The organism is Clostridium sp. MCC353 (genome assembly GCF_018785315.1).
Lineage (GTDB): Bacteria > Bacillota > Clostridia > Lachnospirales > Lachnospiraceae > CHH4-2.
This window is the reverse complement of sequence record NZ_WQPN01000006.1, coordinates 123,709-136,749: the sequence shown is the minus strand read 5'-3', so window position 1 is coordinate 136,749 and position 13,041 is coordinate 123,709. Positions and strand designations below refer to the sequence as shown.

The 13,041-nt window shown below is 48.2% G+C and carries 14 protein-coding genes; 8 read left to right on the top strand and 6 right to left on the bottom strand.

Annotation, left to right across the window (positions count from 1 at the left end; all coding sequences use genetic code 11):
* The first annotated feature begins 34 nt into the window (after window positions 1-34).
* The 4 genes from GPL15_RS01855 to GPL15_RS01840 are packed head-to-tail and all read left to right on the top strand — an operon-like array spanning window position 35 to window position 5,268.
* The gene (locus tag GPL15_RS01855; protein ID WP_215695399.1) at window positions 35-1,777 is read left to right on the top strand and encodes an extracellular solute-binding protein; all 1,743 of its coding nucleotides are present in this window, start codon (window positions 35-37) and stop codon (window positions 1,775-1,777) included.
* A gap of 1 nt (window position 1,778) precedes the next feature.
* The gene (locus tag GPL15_RS01850; protein ID WP_215695397.1) at window positions 1,779-2,705 is read left to right on the top strand and encodes an ABC transporter permease subunit; all 927 of its coding nucleotides are present in this window, start codon (window positions 1,779-1,781) and stop codon (window positions 2,703-2,705) included.
* Window positions 2,706-2,718: 13 nt separating this feature from the next.
* Complete coding sequence (locus GPL15_RS01845) at window positions 2,719-3,612, top strand: carbohydrate ABC transporter permease (protein ID WP_215695395.1); 894 nt, start codon at window positions 2,719-2,721, stop codon at window positions 3,610-3,612.
* Window positions 3,613-3,633: 21 nt separating this feature from the next.
* Complete coding sequence (locus tag GPL15_RS01840) at window positions 3,634-5,268, top strand: alpha-glucosidase (protein WP_215695393.1); 1,635 nt, start codon at window positions 3,634-3,636, stop codon at window positions 5,266-5,268.
* Between the two features lie 110 nt (window positions 5,269-5,378).
* On the opposite strand, the gene GPL15_RS01835 is transcribed toward GPL15_RS01840, so the two are convergent.
* Together GPL15_RS01835 and GPL15_RS01830 are read right to left on the bottom strand one after the other, a co-directional pair.
* Window positions 5,379-5,936, bottom strand: a complete 558-nt coding sequence (locus GPL15_RS01835; RefSeq protein WP_215695391.1) for a chromate transporter — start codon at window positions 5,934-5,936, stop codon at window positions 5,379-5,381.
* Window positions 5,933-6,511, bottom strand: coding sequence for a chromate transporter (locus GPL15_RS01830; RefSeq protein ID WP_215695389.1), 579 nt, complete (start codon window positions 6,509-6,511; stop codon window positions 5,933-5,935). Before GPL15_RS01830 ends, GPL15_RS01835 begins: the two co-directional genes overlap by 4 nt.
* Window positions 6,512-6,843: 332 nt before the next feature.
* Between GPL15_RS01830 and GPL15_RS01825 the strand changes: the two genes are divergently transcribed.
* Complete coding sequence (locus tag GPL15_RS01825) at window positions 6,844-7,161, top strand: hypothetical protein (protein ID WP_215695387.1); 318 nt, start codon at window positions 6,844-6,846, stop codon at window positions 7,159-7,161.
* A gap of 20 nt (window positions 7,162-7,181) precedes the next feature.
* Window positions 7,182-7,523, top strand: a complete 342-nt coding sequence (locus GPL15_RS01820; protein ID WP_215695385.1) for an arsenate reductase family protein — start codon at window positions 7,182-7,184, stop codon at window positions 7,521-7,523.
* A gap of 877 nt (window positions 7,524-8,400) precedes the next feature.
* Here GPL15_RS01820 and GPL15_RS01815 read toward each other — a convergent pair.
* The 3 genes from GPL15_RS01815 to GPL15_RS01805 are packed head-to-tail and all read right to left on the bottom strand — an operon-like array spanning window position 8,401 to window position 10,079.
* Window positions 8,401-8,973, bottom strand: coding sequence for a chromate transporter (locus GPL15_RS01815; RefSeq protein WP_215695383.1), 573 nt, complete (start codon window positions 8,971-8,973; stop codon window positions 8,401-8,403).
* Window positions 8,960-9,538 (bottom strand): chromate transporter, encoded by a 579-nt coding sequence (locus GPL15_RS01810; protein ID WP_215695381.1) that lies wholly within the window; start codon window positions 9,536-9,538, stop codon window positions 8,960-8,962. The genes GPL15_RS01815 and GPL15_RS01810 overlap by 14 nt, the downstream gene beginning before the upstream one ends.
* Window positions 9,539-9,563: 25 nt before the next feature.
* Window positions 9,564-10,079, bottom strand: coding sequence for a hypothetical protein (locus tag GPL15_RS01805; protein ID WP_215695379.1), 516 nt, complete (start codon window positions 10,077-10,079; stop codon window positions 9,564-9,566).
* A 133-nt stretch (window positions 10,080-10,212) separates the two neighbouring features.
* On the opposite strand from GPL15_RS01805, the gene GPL15_RS01800 reads away from it, so the two are divergent.
* Window positions 10,213-11,127 carry a LysR family transcriptional regulator gene (locus GPL15_RS01800; protein WP_215695377.1) on the top strand — a complete coding sequence of 305 codons (915 nt, stop codon included), beginning with the start codon at window positions 10,213-10,215 and terminating at the stop codon, window positions 11,125-11,127.
* A gap of 107 nt (window positions 11,128-11,234) precedes the next feature.
* Entirely contained in the window at window positions 11,235-11,537 is a 303-nt protein-coding gene (locus GPL15_RS01795; protein WP_215695375.1) for a hypothetical protein, read from the top strand.
* 48 nt (window positions 11,538-11,585) lie between these two features.
* On the opposite strand, the gene GPL15_RS01790 is transcribed toward GPL15_RS01795, so the two are convergent.
* Entirely contained in the window at window positions 11,586-12,977 is a 1,392-nt protein-coding gene (locus GPL15_RS01790) for a polysaccharide deacetylase family protein (RefSeq protein WP_252198028.1), read from the bottom strand.
* Window positions 12,978-13,041 lie beyond the last annotated feature (64 nt).

Here is a 13,041-nt window from a genome sequence, read left to right as displayed (position 1 = left end):
AACTCTGGTAAAAAGAGCGTTGGCAAATATAACGATGGTAAATAAACTACTGACAGTAAAAGAATTACCGGCTGCAAAAAAACTGCCGGCCGCGATACATTTACCGGCAGTGAATAAAACGCCGGCGGTAAAAAAACTGGCCTCAGGCTGTGCGGCCGGACTTCTGGCGCTGGCTCTGGCGGGCTGCGGAGGCCGGACAGGGCTGAAAGAGGGGGAAATCATCTATACCATGGGCCGTCAGACCCAGCAGAACACGAAGATGCCGGAAGGTGACACCTATGAGGACAACGCCTATACCCGGCTGGTACGGGAACGGCTGAATGCGGTCTGCATTGATGATTTTGAGGCCACTGGAGACGCCTATGAACGTCAGGTTTCCCTTTCCCTGGCCGCAGGCGATCTGCCGGATTTCATGAAGGTGGGGAATAAGGACCTGTTAGACGAACTGGTGGAAAATGACCTGGCTGCGGATTTAACCGATGTCTATGAAAACTACGCAAGCGGTTATTTGAAAGAGGTCTATGACAGCTACGGAAGCCGGTGTCTGGATGCGGCTTCCTATAACGGCCGTCTGATGGCTCTTCCAGGCACCAATTTAGACAGTGCGCCCAATATCCTGTGGGTGAGGGCGGACTGGCTGGAAACTCTTGACCTGCCTGTCGATCCGGAAGGCGACGGCCGGATCACTTTGGATGAACTGGAACTGATGGCGGAGGCATTTATGGAGGCGGACCCGGATGGAACGGGAAATCCGGTGGGAATTGCCCTGGCCTATTGGCTGAATGCCAATGATTACGGCAGTTCCACCTACTGTATGACAGGTATCGCGGGCGCGTTGGGGGCATTTCCCAGGCAGTGGATGGAAGATGGTGGGGGGAATATCGTATATGGATCTGTACAGCCTGAAACAAAAGAGGCCCTTTCCATCCTTCACAACTGGTTTGAACAGGGAATTGTAGATCCCCAGTTCGGAACAAGGACCTGGGACGATATAACGGCTTTGCTGACCAATGGGCAGACCGGCATTGCGTTTGGCGTGTGGCATATCCCGGACTGGCTGTTAAACAGCGTTCACGCCATGCATCCCCAGGCCCGTTTGAAGGCATTTGTGCTGGAAGATGAGGAGGGGCGGGTCAATGTGTTCCATAACAACCCGGCCAACGGATATATCGTGGTCCGTAAAGGCTATGAGCACCCGGAACTGGCAGTCCAGATCGCGAACCTGTTTTATGATGAGCTGGTAAATGAAAAGGATTTGGAACATACGTTTCCAGAAGCGGCCGCATACCTTAAAAACGGTGTGGACGGTTCTGTACGCCCCTTTAATATTGAGGTAAACAAATACACCTCTCTGCTGGACGATTATGAGGACATCCGCATGGGCGTGGCCGGACAGATTGCCCCTGAGGAAGCCAAAACAGCGGAATCCCAAAACGTCATAAAGAGCATAAGAAAGTATCTGGAAGATCCTCAAAATGCGGAAACAGGAGACTGGTCAAAATACCATTCCCGCATGGAAGGAATCGAACTGATACGCAGCCTCACAAAAAGCCAGGCATTTTCCTGGACAGAACCGGCTTTCTGGGGAACCACAAAGACCATGGAAACGAAATGGGCCAATCTGCAGAAGCTGGAAGAGGAAACATTTATAAAGCTGATTACCGGAGATCTGCCGATGGAGGCATTTGAGCAGTTTGTGGAAAGCTGGTACAGCCAGGGCGGGGCTGAGATCATTTTGGAAATCGAAGAGCAGAGAAGGGAAGGAGGGGAGAACTAGGATGAACGGACGTGGAGGACATTTGAATAAAAAGAAAAAGCCCCTTACCGGCTCCCAGAAAACCTATCATCTGATGATGCTGCCGGGAATGCTGTTTCTGCTGGTGTTCAGCTATGTACCAATGGCTGGGATTGTGATGGCATTTCAGGATTATGTTCCAAGCAAAGGGATTTTCGGCTCTCCCTTTGCGGGCCTTGAACATTTCCGCTACATGCTGGAACTGCCGGATATTTCCCAGGTTATTAAAAATACCCTGGTCATCGCTTTGGGAAAGATCATTCTGGGAACGCTGGCGGCAATCAGTTTTTCCATTCTATTGAATGAAATCAGGATCAAATACATAAAAAAATGGGTGCAGACCATTGTTTATCTCCCTCATTTCCTGTCCTGGGTTGTGCTGGCCTCTGTGGTGGTAAACCTGTTTAACCTGGACGGCAGCGTGAATCAGTTCCTGGCAGGGATCGGATTGGAACGGATTAATTTTCTCGGGAGCAGCCGGTGGTTCCAGCCTCTGATCATTGGCACCGATGTATGGAAAGAATTCGGCTACAATTCCGTGGTGTATCTGGCAGCCATTACTTCCATTGATCCGGGGCTTCACGAGGCCGCGGCCATGGATGGGGCCACTTGGTGGAAACGGGTGCTCCATATTACGATTCCGGGCATGATGCCTATCATCCTTTTGATGGCAGCCATGAACTTAACCAGCATTCTGAGCGCAGGTTTCGACCAGATTTATAACTTGTATACGCCTTTGGTCTATCAGACAGGAGATATTCTGGATACTTATGTTTACCGCATCGGCTTAATCGGGCGGCAGTACAGCTTTGCCACCGCTGTGGGCCTGTTCAAATCCCTGATCGCCATGATACTGATGGTGGGAGCTAATGAGGCGGCAAAACGGTTTGCGGACCGGAAAATATTTTAAAGGGGGATGGGAAATGATTGAGAATCGAAGTCTGGGATCTAAGATCCGGTGCCGGATGATCTATATTCTGGTAATTCTGCTGGCGCTGTGCTGTCTCCTGCCGCTTTTAAATATACTGGCCATTTCGCTCAGCAGCAGCGCGGCCGTCACCGGCAACCAGGTAGGGCTGGTTCCAAAGGGATTTACCTGGGCGGCTTATACAAAAATAGTTGGAGACAGGCAGTTCTGGCGCTCCTTTGGAATATCAGCCCTGCGGGTGGTTTTGGCACTGGCGCTGAACCTGGTTCTGATCGTGCTGATGGCGTACCCTCTGTCCAGGACAGAGCGGGAATTTAAGGGACGGAATGTGTATATGTACCTGCTGATCTTCGCCATGCTGTTTAACGGCGGAATGATACCCACATTCCTGGTAATTAAAAAGCTTGGGATATTGAATACGGTATGGGCGTTGGTGCTCCCCGGGGCCGTTCCCATTTTCAGCGTGATTTTGGTGATGAATTTTTTCATGGGAATACCAAAATCCCTGGAAGAAGCGGCTCTGTTGGACGGAGCCAATCCTCTTCAGATCCTGACCCGGATTTTTATTCCCTGTTCCAAGCCAAGCCTGGCTACGGTGGCTTTGTTCAGCATTGTGGGAAGCTGGAATGATTTTTACAGCGGCCTGATCTATATAACGAAAATGCGCAATTACCCGCTGATGACCTATATCCAGTCCCTGAGCGTCAATATTGAAGAACTTCTCAGAGCAGGAGCCAGCGCTGGGGCCCTGGAGAATATACTGGAAGTGTCAAACCAGAACCTGAATGCCGCAAAGATCGTGGTGGCGGTGATCCCGCTGCTGCTTATTTATCCCATGCTGCAGAAATACCTGATCACAGGAATCGTCATGGGATCTGTGAAAGAGTAGAAATACGAGGAGGACATAAATTTGAAAACGCAGAATAGTTGTAAATGGTGGAAAAAAACGGTGGTTTACCAGATATATCCCAAGAGTTTTAAGGACAGCAATGGGGATGGGATCGGGGATATAAATGGAATGATAGACCGTCTTGATTATTTGAAGGATCTGGGCATCGGGGCCGTCTGGCTCAGCCCGGTGTGCCGTTCTCCTCAGGATGACAATGGTTATGACATTTCGGATTATCAGGATATTGACCCCATGTTTGGAACTATGGAAGATATGAAGCGGCTGATTGAGGAGGCGGGAAAGCGGGGGATCCGCATCATTCTGGATTTGGTGCTGAACCACACCTCCGATGAACATCCCTGGTTTAAGGAGGCGGTAAAGGGGAAGGACAATCCATACCATGACTATTATGTATGGAGAGACGGAGAAGAAGGCTGCCCGCCCAATGAGATGAGGGCCTGTTTCGGCGGTTCCGCCTGGCAGTGGGTGCCGGAACTGGGGCAGTATTATTTCCACCAGTTTTCCGTAAAACAGCCGGATTTAAACTGGGATAACCCAAAAGTACGGGAAGAGATCATCCGCATGATTAACTGGTGGATGGATCAGGGGGTGGGCGGCTTCCGCCTGGACGTCATTGACCAGATCGCCAAGGAGCCGGATTTGGAAATCACCGGAAACGGCCCCATGCTCCATGCCTACATACGGGAACTGAGCAGGAATACCTTTCAAAAGGGTGATTTGATCACGGTAGGAGAAGCCTGGGGCGCCAATACGGAGAACGCCAGAGTTTACAGCAGCCCGGACGGCAGCGAGTTTTCCATGGTTTTTCAGTTTGAGCACAGCGGCCTGGATCAACAGCCCGGCAAGGCAAAATGGGATTTAGCGCCGTTAGATTTTGTGAAGCTGAAAAAAGTGCTGGCAAAATGGCAGACATCTCTCCATGAAAAAGGCTGGAACAGTTTGTTCTGGAACAACCACGACCTCCCCCGGATCGTATCCCGGTGGGGAAATGACGGTGAATACAGGGTCGAATCAGCCAAAATGCTGGCCACCATCCTGTACGGAATGCAGGGGACGCCCTATCTCTACCAGGGGGAAGAGCTGGCAATGACCAATGTTCGGTTTGACATATCGGAATACCGGGACATTGAAATAATGAACATGTACCGGGAGCGGCTGGAAATGGGGTTCGAAAAAGAAGAAATCATGGAATCCATCTATGCCAAAGGCCGGGACAATGCCAGAACCCCCATGCAGTGGGACGATACGGAACACGCCGGCTTTACCTCAGGAACCCCATGGCTGAAGGTGAATCCCAATTATACGGAGATCAATGCAAAAAAACAGATAAATGATCAGGATTCTGTATTTTCTTATTATAAAAGCCTGATCAGACTGCGCAAAACGTATGATATTTTTGTAGAAGGGGATTTCCGGCTGCTGTACGAAGAAGATGCTGATATATTTGCTTATGTGCGGAGTTTTGGATCGCAGAAAATTCTGGTGGCAGCGAACTTTCATGGTGGGACTGCAGCGTTTAAAATGCCGGAGGAGATGGGGGAGAAGGGAAGGGTTTTGATTGGAAATTATAAGAATAGGGAAGATGGGATTCTGCGGCCTTATGAGGCATTTATGATATTGATGGATGGGGAATAAAAGTAAAGGGTGAAGGCATTTCGCGAAATGCCTTCACCCTTTACTTTAAACGGCTTCGGGGTTTACATTAAATGCCAAATCCCTTTATATTAAAAGGGATTTGGCGAAAGCTAAAATATCACAGCTCCCAAAACACCCGCGATAACAATCAGCGCTATAGGCGAAATCTCCTTTTTCCATCTGTATTTTACGACCCCAGCGCCGCCTGCAAGCAAAATCAAAAGTATAAATGATGTAAAATCGAAATAAAAGTCCCCTCCGCCCCCAAACACCGCCTTTACCGCCATAAATAACCCGGCCGCCAGAATGATCCCCATCAGGCACGGCTTAACTCCTTTCAGCACCGCCTGGACGCTCCTGTTTTTCAGGAAACTGTGGAGCAGGGCAGTGATGATCAGAATGATGATAAATGACGGCAGAACCACTCCCACCGTAGCCGCCGCAGCTCCCAGAACTCCCGCCTGGCTGCTTCCGATATAGGTGGCCGCATTGACCATAATGGGCCCCGGCGTGGATTCGCTTATGGCGATAATATTGGCAAACATGGCTTCGTCCATCCAGCCATGGGCCAGCACGCTTTCCTGAATCAGCGGAATCGCCCCATAGGCCCCGCCAAATGCAAACATCCCGATCTTTAAAAATGCGAAAAATAAAGAAATATAAATCATCCTGCGTCCCCTTTCCGTCCCGGACCAGAATAGATAAAATATCCCAGCAGCCCGGCGGTCAGAATCAGATAGATGGTTGAAAACCGGATTCCTGAAAGATTTAAAAATAACGTGATGCTGAAAAACACAGCCACAAACCCAATGCTCAGCAGTTTATTGGATGATTTTTTCAGCATTTTCCGAATCATTTTTACAGCCGCCTGAATAATCAGCAGAGCCACGGCGATTCTGATCCCCTTAAACGCACGTTCAATGACCGCATACTGCAGCAGGTTTTCCATAAAGGAGGAAATGATTAATATAATAAGAAATGACGGCAGTACGATTCCTAATGTTGCGGCGGCGGCTCCTGCGAATCCTGCTTTTTTGTATCCCGTATAGGTGGCGCAGTTAATCGCAATAGGCCCCGGTGTGGATTCGGCGATCACTGTGATATCCATCAGCTCATCAGAGGAAATCCATTTCTTTTTATCCACGCATTCGTGATCGATCAATGAAATCATGGCATAGCCGCCGCCAAACGTGAACGTCCCTATTTTGGCAAATGTGAGAAAAAGGTCTTGCAGAAGCGTCATTTTATACTTCCCTTTCCATAGTTTTTTACGATTCCAAAGCCGGGCATCATTTCTGCTCAATTTTGGGGCTGAATTCTGTTCCCAGGCTCTGCAGGGGCGCTGAACCGACACCCTGCTCTTAACAGTGTAAAATATCCCCATTTTATTGTCAATTTGTTTTATTTACGGTGCCGGAACCGGCCGCCAGACTGGCTCCGTCTGCATTTTTGCAGAACTTGAGTGGTAAGGTGGATTCAGATATGATAAACTATAGACAGGATCATGATACGGTCCCATGCGCCGGAAAATAGTTTTGACCGGATCACACGGACATTCAACGACAAGGAGGGCCTATGTGGAACTACACAAAATGCACGTCAGCCGACAGGGAAGAGAAGCTGAATAGACTGGCGGACATCTTTTCTCAGGAAAAAAACTGCGTGAAATATTTATCGGAAGTACAAAAATACATCCACAGCACCCAGACATCCATTGTGCTGCTTCAGGATGTAGAAGCCAATGTGCTGATTGAAATGGATTACGTGCCTGTTAACGATTACATTTTCCATGTAACTGCTATTGAAGAAAACGGCCTTAAAAACCAGGGCCCGGACTGCAGCTCAATCGATCAGGCCATCGGCCAGTTTAAAATGTGGACGGAAGCGGTATAACAGACAACAGGAGGCAGCACATGAACATACAGATATTTGGAAGAACAAAATGTTTTGACACCAAAAAGGCACAGCGCTATTTTAAAGAGCGGGGAATCAAATTCCAGTTCATCGATCTCAAAGAAAAGCCCATGAGCAAAGGCGAATTCAGCAGCGTCAGGCAGGCGGTGGGCGGATATGAAAATATGATCGATGAAAACTGCAAAGATAAAGACCTTCTGGCTTTAATTAAATATCTTGCAATGGAAGATAAAGAAGAAAAAATACTGGAAAACCAGCAGGTCTTAAAAACTCCCGTTGTGAGAAATGGAAAAAAGGCGACCATTGGATACCGGCCAGAGGTGTGGGGAGGGTGGGAATAGGTTGCTTATTTAGTCGTTTTTTTAGTAATTCGCGGGAGTAACGCCGTGAGGAAGGGAAATCCGGGGCGGGCGGCCGCGGATGACCGGGATTGGGGGACGGATTCCGACCCTAAGAAATACTAGGCCTTCAAGGGCGGAAAAAGGCAGTGCGGTGCCCATTCACGGTGAACTCTTTATGGACTTCACCGTTCAGTGGGCACCTCAGAAACTGATTCGGTTTTCAGTTTCTGCCTGCCTTTTTCCGCTCTTGAAGACCAAGTATTTCTAAGGGTCTGCATATGCCCCCCAATCCCGGTCATCCGCGGCCGCCCGCCCCGGATTTCCCTTCCTCACGGCTGTGTATCGGGTATTACAGAAATAAAAAGAATAAAAAGAAAAAGATTTTGTATCGCTGGCGGTATTCCTATATTCTAGCTGTTTAACATGATGTAGTCATTTGAAAACGTTTATTTTAGTGAAAAAAAAGAATTTAAACGGCCTTTTATACCTTGAACAGAGAAAAACAGCAGGAAAGCGGGACGAGGGGGCGGAGGGAGGACCGGGGCTCGGAAAGGGGCTGGGCGGTATCCAACGGTGTCGGAAGGCATCTGGAAAACGTTTAGTTAAACTTAGGCGGCAGGGATTAAAAAAGACGGGCAGAAACTGAAAACCAAATCAGTTTCTGAGATGCCCACTGAACGGTAAAGTCCCATAAAGAGTTTACCGTGAATGGGCATCGGACCGTCTTTTTTCGTCCCTGCTGCCTTATTTTAACTTACGGTTGGAAGCCGCCTTCCGACACCGTTGGATACCGCCCAGCCCCTTTCCGAGCCCCGGTCCTCCCTCCGCCCCCTCGTCCCGCTTTCCTGCGTAACGTACTCCAATTAAATCCCCATTTTTAGAGAAATCTCCCCGCGCTTTGATAAATAACTTCAACAACCCCGCAGGAAACCATCACCTTGATGGGATCCGTTTTCCATTTCCGCAGAAGAAATACTGCCCCTGCGAAATAAAGAACAGGCCGGAGCTGGAAATTGCCTCCTGTAAAGCCTACGTGGCCGCTTAAAAAGAAGGCGGGAACCAGGATTGTTATGCCCGCAGTCAGGATCATGGCTACAACGGCGGGGCGGAGGGATTCCAGCACCCCCTGCATTAAAGTCAGATCCCGGTATTTTGTGTAGAGTTTAGCCAGTACGGTTACAAAAATACAGGATGGGAGAATGCAGCCGATGGTGGCGATCAGCCCCCCGGGAATGCCGGCGATCTGGTTGCCCACAAAGGTTGCGGAGTTCACGGCAATGGGGCCCGGGGTCATTTCCGCGATGGTGATCAGGTCTGTGAAATCAGTCATGGTAAGCCAGTGATATTTATCGATAACCTGTGCCTGGATCAGAGGCATTGCCGCATAGCCGCCCCCGAAGCTGAAAGCGCCGATTTGAAGAAATGCTAAAAACAGATTAATATACGTCATGATGAACCCCTTCCTTTTTGTGTTCCCGGCATATGGTGCGGACAGCCCCTAAAAGAGCTACCAGAAGTATGATGAAAATGACATTGATTCTGCCATAATAATTTGCAATAAATGCCGCTACCATAATGACTAACAGAACCGGATCTTTGGTTTTGGTCACACTGCTTCCCATATCGTATACAACTGAAATGATAACCGCCCCCACGCCGGCCCGCATTCCATTTAGCAGAGCCTGAATGAAGAAATTAGACTTAAATGCAGTGTAGAAAAATGACACGACGGTCAGAATAAAAAACGGCGGTATGATTGCCCCCAGGATCGCACAGGCGATACCAGGCAGGCCGGCCAGTTTGTAGCCCACCACAATGGCTCCATTTACGGCAATTGCGCCGGGAGAGGACTGGGCAATGGCGACCAGATCCATCATTTCCTCTTCATCAATCCAGTGCAGGTCATTTACAAAACGGTTTTTCAGCAGCGTGACGATCACATATCCGCCGCCAAATGTAAATGCGCTCAAATACAAAGTCGATAAAAACAGTTTTCTTAAAATATGCTTTTCCATGTTATGTTTACCCTTATTCTTTCTACTAAACAACAACGAATTCATTTTCTTTGTCCAAATACCGGCAGAATACAAACAATCCCATCACAACGGAGGAATCCAGATCTTTGTGAATGATGGTGTTCCAGCCGCCGCCCATATCATTGTGAATGATTTCCATCACACTGCATTTCTGCTGGTCTTCCATAACAAAATTCTGGCTGTTCAGCATTTTCAGCTCGTAATCGGAATCATCCATTTGAATATGAAGACGGTCCACCCTGGGCGCGTGGCATACCGGCCATGGATCCGCGCCTTCTGCATATTCAAGCTCTCCCTCGGCGATGATATGATCTGCGTCATCTTTGAGCAGATATTTCCGGCTTTCCGGCCTGCCGTCTTTCTTTTTCTGTACAATTTCCGCCTTCAGTATGGTGTTGTCCTTGGAAGAAATGATCGTCTTATTAGTGGAATAGAAAGGTCCTTTGATATAGCACAAACACATTTCCTGCTGGTTCTTTATCTTCTGATACAATTTTCCAAAATGAATATAGTAATTCATAACTTCCCTCCTCACGGATCAATATTGATTGATCTCTATTTCCTGATTCCAATATATCACTTGATCGCATATAAAAAAAATAATATAATTATATAGTAATCATAATGAATTTATTATATAGAGGAGATGCGCCATGACCATCCGTCACGTTCATATATTTTTGTCGGTCTGCGAATGCGGATACAATTTGACCAAAGCGGCAGAAAAGCTGTATATGGCCCAGCCTGCCGTCACGCTTGCCATAAAAGAAATTGAAAAATACTACGGCGTCAGCCTGTTTGACCGGATCGGAAAGCGGCTTTACATAACCGAAGCGGGCATACAGTTTCGGGAATATGCCGTCCGCATTTCCACCCTGTTTGACGATATGGAAAAAGGGCTTAAAAATTGGGATTCATTCGGAATCATGAGAATTGGGGCCAGTATCACCATAGGATCACAGTTTATGGCCAATTATGTGGAGGCATTTTCTAAAATGCACCCCAATCTGGATATCAGAGTTTTGATCGATACATCAGACGTGCTGGAACAGAAACTGCTCAATAATGAGCTGGATTTTGCGTTAAATGAAAGTTCCGTCCACCAGGAAAATCTGATGGCGGAACCATATATGGAAGATTCTCTGGCGGTCATATGCCCTGCCCGCCAGCCTTATTATCCCGGCCAGATCATGACAAAAGAAGAGTTCAAAAAGCACCGTTTCCTTCTGCGCGAACACGGAAGCGGGACCCGGGAAGTGTTTGAGCAGGTAATGGCCGCCAATAACATTGTAATAAATCCCGTATGGGAAGCCATGAGCACCACCGCCCTGGTAAATGCGGTGATTCACGGACTGGGCATAGCCGTCGTTCCAAGACGCATGGTGTCCGGCCCGCTGAAAAAGGGGCTGATCTATATCGCGGAAGTGGAAGGGATTGAGTTTAAACGCTGGTTTTATATCGTTTATCACAGGGATAAACTGCTGTCCAAATCAGTGCGGAGTTTTATGGATCTCTGTAAATGCTATGAGCTGGATTATCCGATTCCGAAATATAATGGTTTATTTTAGCTGCGGGCCGGGGATTATCCTTAACGACATCTTAATGGTAAAATTCATAATTTAGCCATAATCCGATAATAGAATTTTCCTATATAAAACAGAAGGAGGATACTGTTATGGGAAATGAAAATTTGGAAATAAGCCGTAAAGAATACGCGGTTGTCGCAGCAATTTTACTGGTGGTATTTGCAGCGATTCTGGCCGGAGCGGCTGTCATGGCATATTTCATTTATTGTTCGCCCCAACTGGCGGGAATGGTTTATGAAAAAGTCACCCTGCCCCCGGCCCTGCATTTCATGATTGGATTAAAGGGACTGTTTCAGGCTTTTGTAGGGCTGATCTGCTGCGTCCCGGTGGCTGCCGTTTATTATATAATGCTGCGTGCTTTATCAAAATATAGCAGACGTTGCAATGAATGATGAATACATATTTTATGTACCAGCCTGGGCAGATAATGCCGGAAAAATTTATTTCACATTAAAGTAAACCTTCCCCGCCTCCATCTCAATCCCCTTTGCGGCGTACATTTCACTGACGGTGACCAGTTGGAATCCCTGGGCGGTCAGCAGGGGAACCGCCTCTTCGAATGCCTCTGCGGTACTGGGATAGAGATCGTGCATCAGGATGATATTGCCGTCTTTTGCATGGGAGAGAATGGAATCCAGCGCGGAGGCTTTATCCTTGTTTTTCCAGTCCTCAGTGTCCACGTTCCACTGGATGAGAGGATAATTAACCAGTCCTGTCACCTGGCCCTGATAGGCGCCGTAGGGAACACGAACCAGTTTCGGGCGGAAACCGGTCACGGCTGCCACCGCATCATTCGTCATTTCAACCTGGGAAACCACTTCTTCCGGAGTGATTTTTTCCAGGTTTTTGTGATTGAATGTATGGTTCCCGATTTCAGAACCAGAGTTATAAATCCGCTTTAAAGTCTCTTTATAATCCTCAACCCGGCTGCCAACAATGAAAAATGTTGCCCGTCCCCCATGGGCTTCAAGCACATCCAATATTTTCTTATCCACTTTTGTATAAGGGCCGTCGTCGAAGGTAAATGCAATCATAGGCTTAGAAGGATCGACAAAGCCGGGAGATGGTATGCTTTGAAGGGCCGGAGCCTGTTCGGCAATCTCTGTTGTCTGTGCCTGCGGGGCGCCGTTTAGCACCTGGGGAAGGCCGTTCTGAGTTTGGGAGGCGCCGCTCTGTGCCTGCGGATTTCCGCTCTGAGCCTGGGAGATACCGCTCTGGTTCTGCGGATTTCCACCCTGATTTTGAGGATTTTCCGTCACGACCGCCGGAACAGTTGGGACTTCAGGATCGATCTCAACATCAGGTAAAATATGAACTTCCGTGGATAAAGGCTCTGTTTCAGACCCTAACGCGTCTACCTTGACAGGCACAGTTTCAGAGGAAGCGGGTTCCTGCGCCATCTCAGAGGCGGAACCGCTGTCCCCATTTTTTTCGGAATTTTTACCGGAAGTTCCCTCAGATGATCCGTGCCCGTTCTTCCCGTCCGAACCATTGGAAGAATCAGTCTGCCCGGTATTTTCACCGGTTGGCATTTTATAATTTCCTTCATCTTCAGGGAGCGTGCTTTCCGGTGAGAAATCACCGGTGGCATTTGCGGCCATCTCTTTATTCTGATTATTGTCATAGATCCCTTTTCCATATAAATAAGCATGTGATACACCAGCCACCAGCGCCAGCACAATCACCAGTTTCACGCCAAAAAGCAGGGTGCCTTTCATGCGGTCTTCCCGTTCTTGTTTCTTTCTTGCCCTGCCGGGAGCTCTGGAAGAAGTTTTGGGTTTGGTACCCGGCTTTTTGCCTGGCGCTTTTTTCTTTTTTGTATTTTCAGCCATTTTTAATCTCCTGTTATGTAAATGCTGCCGTATCCGGTGTCTTCTATATAAATTAGACGCGCCA